Origin of the sequence: Tabrizicola sp. (assembly GCF_041911175.1) — a bacterium.
In the GTDB taxonomy this organism is placed as follows: Bacteria; Pseudomonadota; Alphaproteobacteria; order Rhodobacterales; family Rhodobacteraceae; genus Tabrizicola.
In genome coordinates this window covers 39,732-58,944 of record NZ_JAYRPN010000078.1, presented here as the reverse complement: position 1 = coordinate 58,944, position 19,213 = coordinate 39,732, and the positions used below count along the sequence as shown (strand labels likewise).

Genomic DNA, 19,213 nt, shown 5'->3' with positions numbered 1-19,213 from the left:
GGATTGGCAGGGTATGGGTGTGAAGGCAGGACTGGCGGCGCTTGGCGCTGCCCTGTGCATTTGGGGGTCTGCCGCTGCCCAGGACGTGACGCTCGTCGCGCGTGAAGGGGGCATTGTCCTCAATGGCACGCTTCAGGGTTATGACGGGGAATTCTACCGGATTTCAACTTCTTACGGGCTACTGACGGTGGACGGTCAGGGGGTGATCTGCGAAGGCCCCGCCTGCCCGGAGCTGACCGCGCCCAAGGCGGTGATGCGCGTCGTCGGTTCGCCCGATGCGGCGGCGCTGTTGCCGGTCCTGTTCCAGGCCTTCGCAAGCGAACGCGGGCTGGTCTACGAGGCGGCCGAGAGCGGGGACTATGCCGCGCGCATCCTCGACCCCGAAAGCCGCAAGGACCTGGCGGAGATTTCCTTCGCTGCCCTTCCGCCCGATCAGGCGACCGCCGCGCTTGAAGCCGGGGCGGCGGACCTGAAGCTGGCCTACCGGGCCGAGGCGGGGTTCAGCAGCCATGCCGTCGCGATGGATGCGCTGGTGGCGATCGTCGCACCCGACAACCCGACGCCCGAGATTTCCACCGTCGAGCTGGCTTCGGTTCTGGCGGGCAAGGTCACGAACTGGTCTGAAATCGGCGGACCGGACATGCCGGTGGTGCTGCATGCGCTGGCCGGGGACACGGACATCCAGCAGGCGCTGGCCGACCGGCTTGGCGCGAAGGAGGGGGCAGTGGAGCTGCACCCCGACCTCGCGTCCCTGGCGCAGGCGGTGGCGAAGGACCCCTGGGCCATCGCGATCTCGGGCCGGTCGGCGATTGCCCCGGCGCGAAGGATGCCCCTGACCGACAGTTGCGGCTTCCCGCTCTTGCCGACGGCGCTGGCGATCAAGGCCGAGGACTATCCCCTGGCGCTGCCGGTGATGCTTCTGGCCGCCAAGCGCCGCTTGCCCTTGCTGACGCGTGAGTTCCTGGATTTCCTGCGCACACCGGCGGCGCAGGCGGCCGTGGCGGCGGCGGGGTTCGTCGACCGTTCGGTCAGCCGCCAGCCGATGACGGCCGATGGCTTGCGGCTGATCAACGCGATCCAGGGTGCGGGCGAGGATGTGACGCTGGACGACCTGAAGCGGCTGGCGGGGATCATGGACGGGGCGGACCGGATCAGCCTGACCTTCCGCTTCGAGGACGGCTCGTCCACGCTGGATGCGCAGTCGCAGGACAATCTGGCGGACCTTGCGCAACTGATTGCGGCGGGGCAGTTCCGCGACCAGAAGCTGGTGCTGGCGGGGTTCTCCGATGGATCGGGCGCCGCCGAGGCGAACCTGGCGCTGTCGGTGGACCGGGCGGCGAAGGTGGCGCAGGAGCTGGCGGCGGTGGCGCCCGACCTGTCACCCGCGCAGATGCCGGTGGTCGAGGGCTTCGGCGAGGCGCTGCCGATGGCCTGTGACGAAACCGCCATCGGTCGCCAGCTGAACCGCCGGGTGGAGCTGTGGGTGGTGCCGGACTTCTCCCCCACTGGCACCCCGCCGGTGCTGGCGCCTGCGCCCTAGGCCAGGTATTCGGTCAGGACCTGCCTGGTGCCCACGGCCCAGAGCCGGTTCAGATGCCGCGCGAAAGCCCCGGCGAAGCGGGCATCCTGCCCAAGGTCGCCATAGACCGCCACCATCTCCAGCCAGGCCGCCGGGCGAGACTTCGCCGCCTTCGACCGCGCGACCAGCGCATCCCAGTCGGGGTCGTTCGGCGGGATCGGGGTGCCGCTGTCGGTCTCGCCGTAGCAGTAGCGGCACCACATCGCGGAAACCAGCGCCAGCCCCTCGACCGACCCGCCCGCGGCCAGCGCGTCGCGGATCGAGGGGACGATGAACTTCGGCTGCCGGTTTGAGCCGTCAAGGCAGAGGCGGCGTTCGGTATCGGCGACCTCGGGGTTCGAGAAACGCTCGACGATCAGGCGGTAGTAGTCGCCGAGGTTGGTGTCGGGGACCGGGGGGATGTAGGGGACGATCTCGTCCATCTCGACCTTGTCGAGGAGCCCCTTGATCAGCGGGTTGGCCATCGCCTCGTGGACATACTCGATGTCCATCAGCCCGCCGGGATAGGCGATGGTCGCGTGGCCGCCGTTCAGGATGCGGATCTTCATCATCTCGAAATTGTGGACGTGGGGCGTCAGCGTGACCCCCACCCTCTCGAAGGCCGGGCGGCCCTGGGGGAAGTTGTCCTCCAGCACCCATTGCCGGAAGGGCTCGCAGGTCACTGGCACCGGATCGTCGCCCAGGCCGAAGCTTGCCGCCATCTCACGCTCGCGCGGGCCGGTGGCGGGGGTGATGCGGTCGACCATGCCGTTCGGGAAGGCGACGTTCGCGGCGATCCAGTCGGCCAGCGCCGGATCGGACAGCCGGGCGAGGCCGATCACCGCATTCTGCGTGACATGGCCGTTGCCGGGCAGGTTGTCGCAGGACATCACCGTGAAGGGCGGAACCCCCGCCGCGCGCCGCGCCTTCAAGGCGGCGATGATCGCGCCGAAGGCGGTGCGGTGCGGGTAGGCGGCGTCGGCCATGATTTCCGGGTGCGCCGGGTCGAACTGCCCGGTCGCCGGGTTGATGAAATAGCCGCCCTCGGTCACGGTCAGGCTGACGATGCGGATTTCGGGACGGGCCATTGCCGCGATCAGGGCGGCGTTGTCAGGCTCCACCGGCAGGAAGTCGATCATGCTGCCGATCCGGCGGGCGGATTTGCCCTTGGGGTCCAGCTCGATCACCGTGGACAGGCAGTCCTGCCCCTTCAATGCGTCGCGCATCCTGGCGTCGCCCTCGCGCACCCCGGCGCCGAGGATCGCCCAGTCGTGGCTTTGCCCCATGGCGAAGAGGTCGTCCAGGTAGACGGCCATATGCGCGCGGTGGAAATTCCCCAGCCCGATATGGACGATGCCGGGGGTCAGCTTGCTGCGGTCATAGGCGGGGAGTTGCGCTTGCATGTCAGGCCATCCAGTTGCCGCCGTCCACGCCGAAGCACTGGGCGACGATGTATTTCGCTTCCGGCGTGGCAAGGAAAATCGCCATGCCTGTCAGGTCCTCGGCGGTGCCCATGCGCCCGAAGGGCACGGCCGCGCCGACTTCTTTCTTCTTCTGCCCCAAAGGCTTGCCTTCGTATTTGGCGAAGAAGGCATCGACCCCGTCCCAATGCTCGCCATCCACCACGCCGGGCGCGATGGCGTTCACGTTGATCCCGTGCTGGATGAGGCCCAGCCCCGCCGATTGCGTCAGGCTGATCACCGCCGCCTTCGTCGCGCAGTAGACCGCGACAAGGCCTTCGCCCCGCCGCCCCGCCTGCGAGGCCATGTTGATGATCGTCCCCTCGCCACGCGGGATCATGTGTTTCGCCGCCGCCTGAAGGCAGAAAAGCGTCCCCGCGACGTTGACGGCGAACAGCTTGTCATAGTCGGCGCGCGTGATCCCGGCGATGGGCGCAGCGCTGAACAGCGCCGCGTTGTTGATCAGGATGTCCAGCTTGCCCATCTTCGCCACGGCTTCGGCGAAGCCTGCGTCGATGCTTTCCTGCCGGGTCACGTCCAGCGCGATGGCATGGGCCTTGGGACCCAACGCCTTTGCCGCCTTCTCAGCCGCTGCCAGGTTGATGTCGGCAATCGCCACCTCTGCCCCTTCGGCCAGATAGGCGCGGGCAAAGGCCAGGCCGATGCCGCGCGCCGCGCCGGTGATCAGGGCGGTCTTGCCGGTCAGTCTCATAGCGCCAGCCCGTTCGCGTCGAAGCGGTGGATCTTGCCGCCGGGGGCCAGCTTGATGCGGTCGCCGTGATGGGCATGGATCTCGCCCGGCGCGCGGACGGTCAGGGTGCCGATGCCATCGACTGCGACCTTCAGGAAGCTGTCGGAGCCGAGGTGTTCCGACAGGCCCACCACGCCCTCCCACGGGCCTTGACCCACGGTGATATGCTCGGGGCGGACGCCGATAGTGTGGGCGTTGTGCTTGGCGGCCTCCGCCCCCTCGATGAAGTTCATCCGCGGCGAGCCGATGAACCCCGCGACGAACAGATTGCGGGGGTTGTTGTAGAGTTCCAGCGGCGCGCCGACCTGCTCGATGTTGCCCGCGTTCAGCACGACGATCTTGTCGGCCATCGTCATGGCTTCCACCTGATCGTGTGTCACATAGATCATCGTGGTCTTCAGCGACTGGTGCAGTTCGCTGATTTCCTGCCGCATCCCCACCCGCAGCGCGGCGTCGAGGTTCGACAAGGGCTCGTCGAACAGGAAAGCCGCCGGTTCGCGCACGATGGCCCGCCCGATGGCGACCCGCTGGCGCTGCCCGCCCGAAAGCTGGCCGGGGCGGCGGTCGAGGTAGTTCGCCAGGTTCAGCACCTTGGCGGCGCGTTCCACCCGCTTGTCCTGCTCCGCCTGGTCCATCCCCGCCATCTTCAGCGGGAAGGCGATGTTCTTGCGCACCGTCATGTGCGGATACAGCGCATAGCTCTGGAACACCATCGCCAGTCCCCGCTTGGCGGGCGGCAGGTTCGTCGCATCCTTGCCGTCGATCTCGATCGTGCCGGACGAGGTATCCTCCAGCCCGGCGATCAGCCGCAGCAGGGTGGACTTGCCGCAGCCCGAGGGGCCGACGAAGACGACGAATTCGCCGTCGTTGATCTGCAGGTCGATCCCCGGGATGACATGCACGTCGCCGAAGCTCTTGCGGACCTTGGTCAGTTCGATCTTGCCCATGATTTCCTCACTTCACCGCGCCGAAGGTCAGGCCGCGCACGAGTTGCTTCTGGCTGAACCAGCCAAGGATAAGGATCGGCATGATGGCCATCGCCGATGCCGCCGAGAGTTTCGCGTAAAACAGGCCCTGCGGCGCCGAGAAGCTGGCGATGAAGGCCGACAGGGGCGCCGCCTTGGTGGTGGTCAGGACGATGGTCCAGAACGCCTCGTTCCAGGCGAGGATGATGTTCAGAAGCATGGTCGAGGCGATGCCGGGCAGCGCCATCGGCGTCAGCACATGCACGATCTCGCCCCAGAGGCTCGCGCCGTCCATGCGGGACGCCTCAAGGATCTCGCCGGGGATTTCCTTGAAGTAGGTGTAGAGCATCCAGATGATGATCGGCAGGTTCATCAGCATCAGCGCGAAGACGAGACCGGTCTTGGTGTCGATCAGCCCAAGCCGCTGGAACAGAAGGTACAGCGGGATCATGACCGCAACCGCGGGCATCATCTTGGTCGACAGCATCCACATCAAGAGGTCCTTGGTCTTCTTGCCCGGCACGAAGGCCATCGCCCAGGCCGAAGGCACCGCGACCAGGAGGCCCAGCAGCGTGGACCCGACCGAGATCACGACCGAGTTCCAGAAGAACCGGGGATAGTCCGACCGGGCCCAGACCTCGGCATAGTTCTCCAGCGTCCAGTCGGCCGAGAAAAGCTCCGGCGGGTTGGCGACGGCAGAGGCTTCGGTCTTGAAGCTGGTGAGGATCATCCAGAGGACGGGGAAGAAGATGATCAGCGCGACCGCCCAGGCGGCGATGGTGGTGATCAGCTTGCGGCGGGGGGTGACAGCGCGGGCCATGATGTCTCCTTACGCGTCGAGATGCTTGCCGATGCTGCGCATCAGGAAATAGGCGACGATGTTGGCCAGGATCACCGCGATGATCCCCCCGGCGGCGGCGCGGCCGATGTCCTTGGCGGCGATGGCCTGCTTGAAGATCATGTAGGGCAGGGTGGTGCTGGCCGATCCGGGGCCGCCTTGCGTGGTGGTGAAGATTTCGCCGAAGATGCCCAGAAGGAAGATCGTTTGGATCAGGATGACCACGGTGATCGCCCGGGTGGCATGCGGCAGGATGATGTAGCGGAAGCGGGAAAGCGCGGACGCGCCGTCCATCTCGGCGGCCTCAAGCTGCTCGGACGACAGCGATTGCAGCGCGGTCAGCAGGATCAGCGTCGCGAAGGGCAGCCATTCCCAGCTGACGATGCCGATCACCGACAGCATCGGGTAGTTCTCCAGGAACAGGATCGGCTCGGCCCCGAAACCCCGGGCGACGGCGGCGAAAAGGCCGTTCTGGGGATGCATGAAGAGGTTTTCCCAGATCGAGGCGGCAACGGGGGGCATCACGAAGAAGGGCGCGATCACCAGGATGCGCAGCACGCCCTGTCCCTTCACCGGCTGGTCGATCAGCAGCGCGATCAGCATTCCCAGCACGACGGTGATGACCAGCACGCCACCAACCAGCGCCAGCGTGTTGAACATGGCCAGCCAGAAATCGGGCGATTTCACGAACCAGGTATAGTTGGTGAACCCGACCCAGCCGGTCCGGTCGGGCGAGAGCAGGCGATAGAGCCGGAAGGAATAGTACAGCGTCATCGCCAGCGGCACGATCATCCAGATCAACAGAAGCGCGACCGAGGGCGCGACCATCAGGCGGGCGGCAAAGCGGCTGGATTGCGTGGACATGGGGCAGGTCTCCGATGGGTCCGGGGGTCAGCGACCGATGGCGCAATGGGGCGGGCCCAAAGGCACCACGCAAGCAAGAAGAGGGGTTTTCGGCTTTGGAAGGGTCGGCTTGCAGGCCGATGGCGCTGCAAGCCGGGTGATCCCCGGGGGTCTCGGGAGGGTCCCCCCGGGGTCTTTGCTACTTGATGTAGCCCGCAGCCGTCATCTCGTCGGTCACGGCGGTCTGCGCTTCGGCCAGCGCCTCGTCCGCGGTCTTCTGGCCGGCCAGCGCGGCAGAGAAGATCTCGCCGACCGTCGTGCCAAGGCCCTGGAACTCCGGGATGGCGACGAACTGGACGCCGACGTAAGGCACCGGCTTCACGGTCGGGGCATTCGGGTCAGCCGAGTTGATGCTGTCGATCGTCATCTTGGCGAAGGGCACCTTGGCGTATTCCTCGTTCGAATAGAGCGAGGTGCGTGTGCCCGGAGGAACGTTGGCCCAGCCTTCCTTCGACGCGACGAGCGCCAGGTAGTCCTTGTTGGTCGCCCAGTCGATGAAGACCTTGGCGGCATCCTTGGCATCCGACGACGACGGGATCGCCAGCGACCACGCCCAGAGCCAGTTGCCGCGCTTGCCAAGTCCGTTGTCGGGGGCAAGGGCGAAGCCCACCTTGTCGGCGACGGTCGAATCCTTGCCGGTCACGAAGGACGCCGCAACCGTGGCGTCGATCCACATGCCGCAATGGCCCTGCTGGAACAGCGTCAGGTTTTCGTTGAACCCGTTGTTCGACGCGCCGGGAGGCCCGTATTCGGTCATCAGGTGCAGGTAGCTGTCCAGCGTCGCCTTCCACTCCGGCTGGTCGAACTGCGGCTTCCAGTTCTCGTCGAACCAGCGCGCGCCATAGCTGTTGGACATGGCGGTGAGGAAGGCCATGTTCTCGCCCCAGCCGGCCTTGCCGCGCAGGCAGATGCCGTACTGTTCCTTGGACTTGTCGGTCATCGCGGCCGCGGCCTTCTCGATGTCGGCCCAGGTCGGCGCGTCGGGCATGGTCAGCCCGGCGGCTTCCATCAGGTCCTTGCGGTACATCACCATCGAGCTTTCGCCGTAGAAGGGCGAGGCCATCAGCTTGCCATCGACAGTCAGGCCGCCGCGGATCGGCGGGAGCAGGTCGTTCACGTCATATTCGGCGGGAAGGTCGTCCAGGCTTTCCAGCCAGCCCTGCTTGCCCCAGATCGGGACTTCGTAGGTGCCGATGGTGATCACGTCGTACTGGCCGCCGCCGGTGGCGATGTCGGTCGTCACGTTCTGGCGCAGGACGTTCTCTTCCAGCGTCACCCATTCCACCTTGATGTCGGGGTGCTTGGCGTTGAAGTCGTCCATCAGGCCCTGCATGCGGACCATGTCGCCATTGTTCACGGTCGCGACAGTAATGGTCGTTTCGGCCATTGCCACACCCGAAAGCGTGATCAAAGCCGTTGCACCCATCAGGGCGCGAAGCGTCTTGGTCATGTAATCCTCCCTGGATCAGCGTATGAGCAAATCATCGCCTGATGGGTAAATGCTCACACATTGACCAGAGTCGTCAAGCCCCCTCTTCCGCCGCAACTGCATGGTTCAGGCGCGGGCCAGAAGGGCCTGTGCGGTAGGCTCGTCTGTCACCAAGCCGTTGATGATCCGGGATTTCATCGCGCCGTAGATGGCGGGAACCTTGGATGCACCCGCAGCAATCCCGATCGAGGGCCGCGACAGCGCCGGTGCAACCCGCACCCCGCCGGTCCTGCGGTTGGTGCCAAGGTCCAGGTAACGCCCCTCCGAGTCGAAAACCCAGCCCGCCACTTCGCCCGAAGCCCCGGCGGCCTGCATCTCGTCCAGCTCCTCTCGCGTGACGAAGCCATCGGCCAGCAGCGGCGCATCCAGCGACATCTGGCCGACGCCGACGAAAACCACATCCGCCGCCTCGGCCAGCGCCACCACCTTCTGCACCGGGGCAAGCGCATGGAAGGCGGCATTCTCTTCCGGCGTCGGGCTGATCACCGGGACGGGCATCGGGTAATGCGGCGCGCGCACCTTGTCGGCGATCCGCATCACCACGTCGAAGAAGCTGGCCGAGCCGTCCGGGGCGATGTTACCGATCAGGCTGACGAGGCGGTGCTGCGGCGCGTCGATCTCGACCATCGCATCCACCATGCCCCGCAGCGCCCGGCCGGTTCCCAGCGCCACGACCAGCGGCTCCGGCATCCGCAGGAAGCGTTCCAGCTCGGCCGCCGCCGCCGGGGCGATCGCACGCACCGGGTCGGCCCCCGCGCCAAGGCCCGGCGCCACCCGCACGCGGTCCAGCCCGAATCGGTCGCGCAGGCTTGCCTCCAGGTCCAGGCAGGCACCGATCCGGTGGTTGAGCCGGACATGGATCAGTCCCTCCGCCATCGCCCGGCTGACCAGCCGCTGCGCCCGCTGGCGGCTGACCCCCAGCTCCGACGCGATCTGGTCCTGCGTCATGCCCGCGACATAGTAAAGCCAGCCCGCGCGGGCCGCCTCGTCCTGAAGGGTGGGTTCGTTGCTCATGCCGGTTGCCGCGCGGATTTCAGACCGGGGGCAATCTGGAAAAAATCGCCGAAGCTGACAAGCCTGCGGTGCGGGCGGGCGTCCTCGGGTTCCTCTGGCGTTTCCGGCCCCAGATGGCTGCCACCGACAAAGCGCCAGACCGTCATGCCCGCCGCCAGCCCTGCGCGAATGCCGGTCAGGCTGTCCTCGATCACCAGCGTCCGGGCCGGATCGGCCCCCATCTGCGCGGCGGCGAACAGGAACAGGTCCGGCGCGGGCTTGCCCCGTGCCACCATCGTCGAGGTGAACACCCGGTCGCCAATCAGTGGCGCGAGGCCGACCAGTCCCAGCGACATTTCCGCCCGGCGGGGGGAGGAGGAGGTGGCGACGCAGAACGGCACGCCCATCGCCGCGATCACCCCATGCACATGCGGCACGATCCTCAGCTCGGTCTGGAACACGGCCAGCAGGTTCTCGCGGTAGCGCTGCTCGAAATCCGGCGGCAGGTCGAGGCCGAATTCCCGCCGGATCACCTCCATCACCACGGGATAGCTGCGGCCCAGGAAGTTGCGCTCGACATAGGTGAGGTCGATGGCCAGCCCAAGGCGCGCAAGCTCGGTGACCAGCATCCGGGCGCTGATGATCTCGCTGTCGATCAGCACGCCGTCGCAGTCGAAGATGACAAGGTCGAACTCGCTCATGCGCCCATGCCTAGCGCAAGGGCCGGGCTAAAGGTAGCCCTGTGAGCGAAAGCTCAACTCGCGCGACTTGCCGATGATCAGGTGGTCATGCAGCTTGAGCCCCAGCGCCTCGCAGGCATCCTTGACCTGATGGGTCATCGAAATATCCGCGTCCGAGGGCGTGGGGTCGCCCGAAGGGTGGTTGTGGACAAGGATCAGCGCCGAGGCGTTCAGCTCCAGCGCCCGCTTCACGATCTCGCGCGGGTAGACGGGGACATGGTCGACCGTGCCCCGGGCCTGTTCCTCATCCGCGATCAGCACGTTCTTGCGATCGAGGAACAAAACGCGGAACTGCTCGGTCTCGCGATGCGCCATCGTGGTGTGGCAATGGTCCAGAAGCGCGTCCCACGAGGACAACACCGGCTTCTGCATCACCCGCGCCCGCATCATCCGTTGCGCGGCGGCTTCCACCAGTTTCAGCTCCAGCACCACGGCGGGGCCTGCGCCCTTGATCATCTGCAGCCGGGCGGGAGAGGCAGTGACGACCCGGTTGAAATCGCCGAACGTGTCCAGCAGCAGCCGGGCCAAGGGCTTCACGTCCTGCCGGGGGATGGCACGGAAGAGGACCAGTTCCAGAAGTTCGTAATCCGGGAGCGCCGCGCCGCCGCCCTGCGTGAAGCGGTCGCGCAGGCGCTGGCGGTGGTCGGCGATATAGGAGGGCAGCCGCCCGGTGATCACGGACGGCTGCGCCTCATCCTCATCGCCCGAGGGGGCGACGAGGGGAAGGAAGGGTTCGTTGAAGGACTGGGCCATGACACGAAGATTGCCGTGTCATGGTTGAGAAAAGGTTAAGCGGCGCGGAACACCAAGCCACCTGTCATCCCCGCGCAGGCGGGGATCCATGAGACGCTGGGTCCCCGCTTTCGCGGGGATGACACCGGAGGGTTATCCCTTCATCCCCTCCCAGAAGCTTTTCACCTTGGAAAAGAACGACGACCCTTCCGGGTTGTTCTCCTCGCTCAGCTTCTCGAACTCGCGCAGCAGCTCCCTTTGCCGCGAGGTCAGGTTCACCGGGGTTTCCACCGCCAGTTCGATCACCATGTCCCCGGTGTTCGACGACCGCAGCGCCGGCATCCCCTTGGACCGAAGGCGCATCTGCTTGCCCGACTGCGCACCCGCAGGCACCTTGACCCGCGCCTTGCCGCCGTCGATCGTCGGTACCTCGATCTCGCCGCCCATCGCGGCGGTGGGCATCGAGACCGGCACCCGGCAGAAGAGATGCACCCCGTCGCGCTGGAAGAGCGCGTGCTCCTTCACCTCGATGAAGATGTAGAGATCGCCATTCGGCCCGCCGCGCAGACCGGCCTCGCCCTCGCCGGCCAGCCGGATCCGCGTGCCCGTCTCCACCCCCAGCGGGATGTTGACCGACAGCTGCTTATCCTTCTGCACCCGGCCCTGGCCACCGCAGGTCCGGCAGGGATTCTTGATGATCTGGCCCATGCCGTTGCACTGGTGGCAGGTCCGTTCGATGGTGAAGAAACCCTGCTGCGCCCGGACCTTGCCCATGCCGTTGCAGGTCGGGCAGGTGACGGGCTCCGCCCCGCCTTCCGCCCCCGACCCGTGACAGATGTCGCAGGTGACCGAGGTGGGCACGGTGATCGACTTCTGGCTGCCGGTATAGGCCTCTTCCAGCGAGACCCGCATGTTGTAGCGCAGGTCCGAGCCGCGCTGGGCGCGTGACCGGCCTCCGCCGCCCCCGCCACCCCGGCCCATGAAATCGCCGAACAGGTCCTCGAACACGTCCGAGAACGCAGACGCGAAATCGCCCTGCTGGCCATAGCCGCCCGGACGCGGGCCGCCGCCCATGCCGCCCTCGAAGGCCGCATGGCCGAAGCGGTCATAGGCCGCCTTCTTCTGGTCGTCCTTCAGGACCTCATAGGCCTCGTTCACTTCCTTGAACTGGGCCTCGGCCTGCGGGTTGTCGGAGTTGCGGTCGGGGTGCAGCTCTTTCGCCTTCGCCCGATAGGCCTTCTTCAGCTCATCCGCCGAAGCGCCCTTCTTCGCCCCCAGAACCTCGTAATAGTCGCGCTTTGCCACGGCAAAACCCCCATGTGGAACCGGCGAAGGGCGGCCCGTTGCCAGACCGCCCCTTTTCCGATTCCCGCGGACTTACTTCCGCTGGTTGTTGCCCAGGTCCTCGAAGTCGGCGTCGACGATGTCGTCGTCATCCACCGGCCGCGGCTCGTCCTCGGCGCTGCCACCTTCCGCCTGGCTGGCCTTGTAGATCGCCTCGCCCAGCTTCATCGCGGCTTCGGTCAGGTTCTGGATACCGCTCTTGATCTTGCCGGCATCCTCGCCCTTCAGCGCGTCTTCCAGCGGACCCATCGCCAGCTCGATCGCCTCGACCGTGGAGGGATCGACCTTGTCGCCATGCTCGGCCAGCGACTTCTTCGTCGAGTGCAGCAGGCTTTCGCCCTGGTTCTTGGTCTCCACCAGCTCGCGACGTTCCTTGTCGGCTTCGGCATTCGCCTCGGCGTCCTTGATCATCTGTTCGATGTCGCTGTCCGACAGCCCGCCCGAAGCCTGGATGGTGATCGCCTGCTCCTTGTTGGTGCCCTTGTCCTTGGCTTTCACCGACACGATGCCGTTGGCGTCGATGTCGAAGGTCACCTCGATCTGCGGCACCCCACGCGGGGCGGGGGGGATCTGTTCCAGGTTGAACTGGCCCAGCATCTTGTTGTCGGCGGCCATTTCCCGCTCGCCCTGGAACACGCGGATCGTCACCGCGTTCTGGTTGTCCTCGGCGGTGCTGAACACCTGAGACTTCTTGGTCGGGATCGTCGTGTTGCGGTCGATCAGGCGGGTGAAGACACCGCCCAGCGTCTCGATCCCCAGGGACAGCGGCGTCACGTCCAGAAGCACCACGTCCTTGACGTCGCCCTGCAGAACGCCCGCCTGGATCGCCGCGCCCAAGGCCACGACTTCATCGGGGTTCACGCCCTTATGGGGTTCCTTGCCGAAGAACTTGGTCACTTCTTCCACGACGCGCGGCATCCGGGTCATCCCGCCGACCAGCACGACCTCGTCGATGTCGTCCTTCGACACGCCCGCATCCTTCAGCGCGGCCATGCAGGGCTTGATCGACTTCTTGATCAGGTCTTCGACCAGGCTTTCCAGCTTGGACCGCGTCAGCTTGACCACCAGGTGCAGGGGCTGCCCGGTGTTCTTGTCCATGCTGATGAACGGCTGGTTGATTTCGGTTTGGCTCGCGGACGACAGCTCGATCTTGGCCTTTTCCGAGGCCTCCTTCAGCCGCTGCAGCGCCATCTTGTCCAGCGTGAGGTCGACGCCATGCTCTTTCTTGAACTCGTCCGCGAGGTACTGGACGATGCGCATGTCGAAGTCTTCACCGCCAAGGAAGGTGTCGCCGTTCGTCGACTTCACCTCGAAGAGGCCGTCGTCGATTTCCAGGATGGTGATGTCGAAGGTGCCGCCGCCAAGGTCGTAGACGGCAATCGTCTTCGATTCCTTCTTGTCGAGGCCATAGGCCAGCGCGGCCGCGGTCGGTTCGTTGATGATGCGCAGCACCTCAAGACCGGCGATCTTGCCCGCATCCTTGGTGGCCTGGCGCTGGGCGTCGTTGAAATAGGCGGGGACGGTGATCACCGCCTGGGTGACGCTTTCACCCAGGTAGGATTCAGCCGTTTCCTTCATCTTCTGCAGGATGAAGGCGGACACCTGCGAGGGCGAATATTTCTCGCCGCGCACCTCGACCCAGGCGTCGCCGTTGCCGCCGTCGACGATGTGATAGGGGACAAGCTTCTTGTCCTTTTCCACCTCGGCATCACCCAGGCGGCGGCCGATCAGGCGCTTGACCGCGAAGACGGTGTTGGTGGGGTTGGTCACGGCCTGGCGCTTGGCGGGCTGGCCGACCAGGCGTTCGCTTTCCGTGAAGCCGACGATGGAGGGCGTCGTGCGCGCGCCTTCCGAATTCTCGATGACCCGAGGTTGCGAACCATCCATGATGGCAACGCAGGAGTTGGTGGTCCCGAGGTCAATACCGATGACTTTGGCCATGTATGTATCCCTTTACTTCAGGCGATGTTCCGGCAAGGACCCTAAGGAAGCAGGCATCCCCACCTTGCGAATAGACGTCGGGTCTGGCGGCCCGGCGCCCGTGTGTGGCGTATATAGGCAGGCGTTTTCGGGCCTGCAACGGTTGCCGCGCGGGCGGCTGCGCGAATCTTGGCCGCTGATGCGCGGAAATCCGTCAAACTTTGGGTTCACGGTTTGCCGGGCCTCACGGCGGGTCCAGGCAGCAGCAGCCGGACAGCCGTGTCCGGTCCGGTCCGGTCAGGAAAAGATCGGCGGCAATGCCATAGCCGCGGTCCGACATGCCATCCGAGCATTCGGCAGGCGCAAGCACGGCAATACCGTCGGGCAGGGCGAGGGCGGCGCTTGGTGACCAGGGCAGCGCGGGCCAGCTTGCGGTGATCGGGGCGATACGGGCCTCCTCGTCCTCAGGCGTCTGGAACCGGGTTTCGCCCTTCGCCGCATCGATCCGGAGCGACCAGAACGGCTCGGTCCCGAGACAGGTCAGCGGGGTTTCCAGCGCGTTCCAGTCCGGCCCGTCTGCCCGCTTCAGAAACCGCATCGCGACATAGCCGCTGCGTTCGTCCGTGTTCACCTGACCCCAGCCGCCCGCCTCGGACAAGACCTCGACCCCGGTCGCATCGGGCGCCAGCACCCCGATCACCTCGGCCCCGGCATCCGGTGCGGCGCGGATGTTCAGCACATCATCCGCCGCGACCCCGGTCACCTTATGCAGCGCCGGAAAGACCTCGGCCCGCAGGGGAAGCGCAAGCGCCAGAAACAGAAGACAGAGCCGGATCATCGCCGCTTGTTCCAGCTGGCCGAGGCATGCTGCCGGGTGAAGAATTCCGCCATCAGCCCGATCAGGATGCAGACCAGGGCATATTTGATCGCATAATGATAGTCGGTATAGCGTGGCGTGTAGTTCAGGAAGATGAACCCGCGCGCCTGGTCGATGGTGTGGAACAGTGGATTCCAGTCGAACAGGTCGCGCCGCTTGGGTGCCAGGTTGTTGGCCAGCACCATCTTGCCCGAGGCGATCATGTTGGCCCGCTGGTAGATCATCACCAGGATCCCCATCAGCTCGGGCTGCCAGGGTTTCGCCGACAGGAACACCATGCCGATGCCGACGCCGCTGAACCAGGACAGAAGGAACATCCCCAGCATCCCGATCGGTTCGTCGATGGTGATCGGGCTCCAGGCCGCGTGGTAGATGAACAGGATCACCCCCGCCGACAGCGTCTGCTGATAGAGCGAGCCGAGCGCGGCCCCCATGATCGAGATGATCGGGTTCATCGGTGCGTGCATCATCATCGCCGAGGTCGGCCCGTCCGCCCCGGATACCGCGCCGATGGCCTTGATGTGCGTCATGAACATGAAGACGCCGGACATGACGTACAGCATGAAGTCGCCGCGCACGGCGATCCGGCGCATGCCGAACAGCTGCATCATGAAGAACATGATCAGCAGCATCATCAGCGACTGCACGATCGACATCAACAGGCCAAGCATCGCATTGTTGTGCGACCTGCGCAGGTTGCGCACGGCGACGTGGTAGATCAGCTCCAGCGTTTCGAACGCCAGGCTGAACCAGGACCGCGCAACGGGCTTGTGTCGGAACATGCGTCTTCCCTTCCGGTCGGCATCCTGTACCGGGAAATCTTGCCGTTTTGTTGACGGCGAAGGATAAGGGCCCCCGGACCGTTGATCAATTACCACCAGGGGCCACGATGGACTTTGCCGAACTGATGCCGCTTTTCCGCCGGTTGGCGCTGGAAGCGGGCGACCGGATCATGGAAATCTATCGCCGCCCCGATTTCGAGGTCCGCGCCAAGGGCGATGCTTCGCCGGTGACCGAGGCCGACCTCGCCGCCGATGCCGTCATTTCCGCCGGTCTGCGCGCCGCCTTCCCGCAGGTGCCGCTGATCACCGAGGAGCAGGCCGCCTCCCATTCGCTGACCGCGCGCACCTTCCTGATTGTCGATCCGCTGGACGGCACCAAGGAATTCGTCCAGCGCCGCGGCGATTTCACCGTCAACATCGCCTTCGTGCAAGACGGCATTCCCACCCACGGCGTCGTCTATGCCCCCGCCAAGGGACGCCTGTTCTACACCCTGCCCGACGGCAGCGCGGTCGAGGAAACCGGCCCCTTCGGTCCCGAACCCGGCCCGCTGAAACCGCTGCGCGTCTCCACCCCCGACAACGCGGCGCTGATGGTCGTCGCCTCGAAATCCCACCGCGACCAGGCGACAGACGACTACATCTCGCGCTACGCCGTCCGCGACATGACCAGCGCGGGGTCCAGCCTGAAGTTCTGCCTGCTGGCGACGGGCGAGGCCAACCTCTACCCCCGCCTTGGCCGCACGATGGAATGGGACACCGCCGCCGGCGACGCCGTCCTGCGCGGGGCAGGGGGCCTGACCGTGCGCTTCGACGACCACCAGACGCTGGCCTATGGCAAGCCCGGCTGGGACAACCCCTTCTTCATCGCCTACGCGCCGGGGGTCGTGCTGAAATGAAGACCCTGATCGCCATCCCCGCCCGCTATGCCTCCACCCGCTACCCCGGCAAACCCCTCGTCACCCTGCGCGGCCCCGACGGCGAGAAGACCCTGATCCGCCGCAGCTGGGAGGCGGCAATTGCGGTGAAAGGCATCGACCGCGTCGTTGTCGCCACCGACGACAGCCGTATTGCCGACCATGCGTCAGGCTTCGGCGCCGAGGTGGTGATGACCTCGTCCGACGCCCGCAACGGCACCGAACGCTGCGCCGAGGTGGCCGCCAAACTCCCCGGTTACGACGTGATCGTCAACCTGCAAGGCGACGCCCCCCTCACCCCCGCCTGGTTCGTCGAGCATCTGGTCGCGGGCATGGCGAAAGACCCGCAGGCCGACATCGCCACGCCCGTCCTGCGCTGTGACGGCCGGGCGGTCGCGGGCTTCCTGAACGACCGCCGCAACGGTCGCGTCGGCGGCACCACTGCCGTCTTCGGCGAAGGCGGACGCGCGCTCTACTTCTCCAAGGAAGTCATCCCCTACACTGGCCGCGACTATGCCCCGGACGAACCCACCCCCGTCTTCCACCATGTCGGCGTCTACGCCTACCGCCCCGCCGCGCTGGCCGCCTATCCGTCCTGGCCCGTCGGCCCGCTGGAGACGCTGGAAGGCCTGGAACAGCTCCGCTTTCTGGAACAGGGCCGCCCCGTGCTGTGCGTCCAGGTCGAATCGCACGGTCGCCAGTTCTGGGAGCTGAACAACCCGTCGGACGTCCCGATCATCGAGGCCATGCTCGCCACAACCCCTGCTTGAAAAGCAATCGCGCCGGGTAGGGATTGTCGTCTTGCCGCCGTTTTTTGATGCGAAACTTCCCCGACTGAGGCAGTTTACGAATATTGCCGCGCCACTGCCCGCATAAGGTCAGATTCGGCTGCGAACCACGATTGAGCCTGAAATATTCCCAGTACCGGACGGGGTTAGGACGAGTCCATGAAGACCAGAAAGATCACCAAGGCAGTATTTCCCGTGGCTGGGCTCGGCACCCGCTTCCTGCCCGCCACCAAGTCGATTCCGAAAGAGATCATGACCCTCGTCGACCGGCCGCTGATCCAGTATGCCATCGACGAAGCCCGTGCCGCCGGGATCAAGGAGTTCATCTTCGTGACCTCGCGCGGGAAATCCGCGTTGGAGGATTACTTCGACAATGCGCCGGAGCTGGAATCCGAGCTGCGCCGCAAGAACAAGACCGACCTCTTGGAAATCCTCAAGGACACCAACATGGATTCGGGGGCCATCGCCTATGTCCGGCAGAACCGCCCGATGGGCCTCGGCCATGCCGTCTGGTGCGCCCGCCGCCTGATCGGGAACGAGCCCTTCGCCGTCCTCCTCCCCGATGACGTGATCGCGGCGGAGACGCCCTGCCTGCAACAGATGGTCGAGGCCCATGCCGAAACCGGCGGCTGCATGGTCGCGGCGATGGAAGTCGCGCCGAAGAAGACCTCCAGCTACGGCGTGCTGGACATCGCCGAGGACAACGGGTTGATCGTCAAGGTCAAGGGGATGGTGGAAAAGCCGAAACCCGAGGACGCGCCGTCGAACCTCGCGGTGATCGGGCGCTATATCCTGACGCCCAAGGTCCTGACCAACCTCAACAAGATCAAGCAGGGCGCGGGCGGGGAAATCCAGCTGACCGACGCCATCGCGCAGGAAACGAAAAAGCCGGGCGGCGTCTTCGGCCTGCGCTTCCGGGGCCAGCGCTACGACTGTGGCTCGAAGATCGGCTTCCTGCAGGCCACCGTCGCCTTCGGCCTGTCGCGCCCCGAGTTCGGCGAGGAATTCGCCGATTTCCTGCACGACCTGACGGCCATGCAGAAGGCCGCGCAATAGGTTTGGGCAGCCGGGGCGCGACCAGCAGCTTTCCCCGGCGCCTGCCCCATGCCTGCGCCGTCGGCGAGCTTGTTCCGCCCCTCACCGGCCTGACCGGCGCGCTTCTGGCGCTGAAACTGCGCCTCCGCCGCCAGCGCCTTCTGTTGCGCGCGATGCGGAAGCGCCGGGAGCTTGCCCCCGTGCAGGACCGCACCGCGCAGATCGCCCCCGGTGACGTGCTCTGCTTCCTCTGCCTCCGCAACGAGGCGCAGCGCCTGCCGCATTTCCTGGCGCATCACCGCGCGCTTGGGGTCCGGCATTTTCTGGCCGTCGACAATGCCAGTACCGACGGCCCCGCCCGCCTGCTCGCCGACCAGCCCGATGTCTCGCTCTGGCAGACCTCCGCCAGCTACAAGGCCAGCCGCTTCGGGATGGACTGGCTGACCTGGCTGCAGATGCGCCACGGGCATGGCCACTGGTGCCTGACGCTTGATGCCGATGAACTCCTTGTCTACCCCCACTGGCAGACCCGACCCCTGTCCGCCCTGACCGGCTGGCTGGAAATGCAGGGGCGCGACAGCTTCGGCGCGCTGACGCTGGACATGTATCCCGAAGGCCCGGTGTCAGAGGGCCGGGTCGAGCCAGAGGATGACCCGATCCGCCATCTCGCATGGTTCGACGCCGGGAATTATCAGGTGCAGGTCCAGCCAAGGATGCGCAACCTCTGGGTCCAGGGCGGTGCCCGTGCGCGGGCCTTCTTCGCCACCGACCCCCGCCGCGCGCCGACGCTGAACAAGACCCCGCTGGTCCGCTGGCACTGGCGCAACGCCTACGTCAACTCCACTCACGCCCTGCTGCCCCCCCGCCTGAACCAGGTCTATGCGACAGATGGCGGCGAACTGACCTCCGGCGTCCTTCTCCACACCAAGTTCCTGCCCGGCATCACCGACCGTTCCGCCGAGGAGAAAGCCCGCGCCGAACATTTCGCCGACGCCAGCCAGTATGCCGCCTACTACGACCGCCTCACCGCCGACCCGGTCTTGCACACGCCCGCCTCCACCCGCTACACCGGCTGGCGGCAGCTGGAGGCGCTGGGCCTGATGTCGCGGGGCGGCTGGATATGA

Annotated in this window: 18 protein-coding genes; 5 read left to right on the top strand and 13 right to left on the bottom strand. The window is 65.9% G+C overall.

Going from position 1 to position 19,213, the window contains the following annotated elements:
- The first annotated feature begins 13 nt into the window (after positions 1-13).
- Positions 14-1,540, top strand: coding sequence for an OmpA family protein (locus tag ACE3P6_RS10145; protein ID WP_374394457.1), 1,527 nt, complete (start codon positions 14-16; stop codon positions 1,538-1,540).
- Here the strand turns inward: ACE3P6_RS10145 and ACE3P6_RS10140 are convergent.
- From ACE3P6_RS10140 to ACE3P6_RS10080, 13 genes are all read right to left on the bottom strand, one after another.
- Positions 1,537-2,961: a mannitol dehydrogenase family protein gene (locus ACE3P6_RS10140; RefSeq protein WP_374394456.1), complete on the bottom strand. Its 1,425-nt coding sequence runs from the start codon at positions 2,959-2,961 to the stop codon at positions 1,537-1,539. The two genes, ACE3P6_RS10145 and ACE3P6_RS10140, sit on opposite strands and share 4 nt — an antisense overlap.
- Before the next feature lies 1 nt (position 2,962).
- Positions 2,963-3,730, bottom strand: a complete 768-nt coding sequence (locus tag ACE3P6_RS10135) for an L-iditol 2-dehydrogenase (RefSeq protein ID WP_374394454.1) — start codon at positions 3,728-3,730, stop codon at positions 2,963-2,965.
- The gene (locus ACE3P6_RS10130) at positions 3,727-4,716 is read right to left on the bottom strand and encodes an ABC transporter ATP-binding protein (RefSeq protein ID WP_374394452.1); all 990 of its coding nucleotides are present in this window, start codon (positions 4,714-4,716) and stop codon (positions 3,727-3,729) included. Before ACE3P6_RS10130 ends, ACE3P6_RS10135 begins: the two co-directional genes overlap by 4 nt.
- A gap of 7 nt (positions 4,717-4,723) precedes the next feature.
- Entirely contained in the window at positions 4,724-5,554 is an 831-nt protein-coding gene (locus ACE3P6_RS10125; protein WP_374370655.1) for a carbohydrate ABC transporter permease, read from the bottom strand.
- 9 nt (positions 5,555-5,563) lie between these two features.
- Positions 5,564-6,436, bottom strand: a complete 873-nt coding sequence (locus tag ACE3P6_RS10120; protein WP_374370658.1) for a carbohydrate ABC transporter permease — start codon at positions 6,434-6,436, stop codon at positions 5,564-5,566.
- Between the two features lie 178 nt (positions 6,437-6,614).
- Positions 6,615-7,925 (bottom strand): sugar ABC transporter substrate-binding protein, encoded by a 1,311-nt coding sequence (locus tag ACE3P6_RS10115; protein ID WP_374370661.1) that lies wholly within the window; start codon positions 7,923-7,925, stop codon positions 6,615-6,617.
- Positions 7,926-8,030: 105 nt separating this feature from the next.
- Positions 8,031-8,978, bottom strand: coding sequence for a sugar-binding transcriptional regulator (locus ACE3P6_RS10110; protein WP_374394449.1), 948 nt, complete (start codon positions 8,976-8,978; stop codon positions 8,031-8,033).
- The gene (locus ACE3P6_RS10105; protein WP_374394447.1) at positions 8,975-9,658 is read right to left on the bottom strand and encodes an HAD family hydrolase; all 684 of its coding nucleotides are present in this window, start codon (positions 9,656-9,658) and stop codon (positions 8,975-8,977) included. The genes ACE3P6_RS10110 and ACE3P6_RS10105 overlap by 4 nt, the downstream gene beginning before the upstream one ends.
- A gap of 27 nt (positions 9,659-9,685) precedes the next feature.
- Positions 9,686-10,450 carry a DNA repair protein RadC gene (radC, locus tag ACE3P6_RS10100; protein ID WP_374394446.1) on the bottom strand — a complete coding sequence of 255 codons (765 nt, stop codon included), beginning with the start codon at positions 10,448-10,450 and terminating at the stop codon, positions 9,686-9,688.
- Between the two features lie 132 nt (positions 10,451-10,582).
- Positions 10,583-11,734: a molecular chaperone DnaJ gene (gene dnaJ / locus ACE3P6_RS10095; protein WP_374394444.1), complete on the bottom strand. Its 1,152-nt coding sequence runs from the start codon at positions 11,732-11,734 to the stop codon at positions 10,583-10,585.
- 72 nt (positions 11,735-11,806) lie between these two features.
- Positions 11,807-13,714 (bottom strand): molecular chaperone DnaK, encoded by a 1,908-nt coding sequence (gene dnaK, locus ACE3P6_RS10090; RefSeq protein WP_374394442.1) that lies wholly within the window; start codon positions 13,712-13,714, stop codon positions 11,807-11,809.
- 223 nt (positions 13,715-13,937) lie between these two features.
- Positions 13,938-14,531 carry a COG3650 family protein gene (locus ACE3P6_RS10085; protein ID WP_374394440.1) on the bottom strand — a complete coding sequence of 198 codons (594 nt, stop codon included), beginning with the start codon at positions 14,529-14,531 and terminating at the stop codon, positions 13,938-13,940.
- Positions 14,528-15,352 carry an ABC transporter permease gene (locus ACE3P6_RS10080; RefSeq protein WP_374370681.1) on the bottom strand — a complete coding sequence of 275 codons (825 nt, stop codon included), beginning with the start codon at positions 15,350-15,352 and terminating at the stop codon, positions 14,528-14,530. Before ACE3P6_RS10080 ends, ACE3P6_RS10085 begins: the two co-directional genes overlap by 4 nt.
- 107 nt (positions 15,353-15,459) lie before the next feature.
- On the opposite strand from ACE3P6_RS10080, the gene cysQ reads away from it, so the two are divergent.
- The 4 genes from cysQ to ACE3P6_RS10060 all read left to right on the top strand — a co-directional run bounded on the left by cysQ (position 15,460) and on the right by ACE3P6_RS10060 (position 19,213).
- The gene (gene cysQ / locus ACE3P6_RS10075) at positions 15,460-16,248 is read left to right on the top strand and encodes a 3'(2'),5'-bisphosphate nucleotidase CysQ (RefSeq protein ID WP_374394438.1); all 789 of its coding nucleotides are present in this window, start codon (positions 15,460-15,462) and stop codon (positions 16,246-16,248) included.
- The gene (locus ACE3P6_RS10070) at positions 16,245-17,036 is read left to right on the top strand and encodes a 3-deoxy-manno-octulosonate cytidylyltransferase (RefSeq protein WP_374394436.1); all 792 of its coding nucleotides are present in this window, start codon (positions 16,245-16,247) and stop codon (positions 17,034-17,036) included. The genes cysQ and ACE3P6_RS10070 overlap by 4 nt, the downstream gene beginning before the upstream one ends.
- Before the next feature lie 177 nt (positions 17,037-17,213).
- Positions 17,214-18,110: a UTP--glucose-1-phosphate uridylyltransferase GalU gene (gene galU, locus ACE3P6_RS10065; protein ID WP_374394434.1), complete on the top strand. Its 897-nt coding sequence runs from the start codon at positions 17,214-17,216 to the stop codon at positions 18,108-18,110.
- Positions 18,111-18,112: 2 nt separating this feature from the next.
- Positions 18,113-19,213 (top strand): glycosyltransferase family 2 protein, encoded by a 1,101-nt coding sequence (locus ACE3P6_RS10060; protein WP_374394432.1) that lies wholly within the window; start codon positions 18,113-18,115, stop codon positions 19,211-19,213.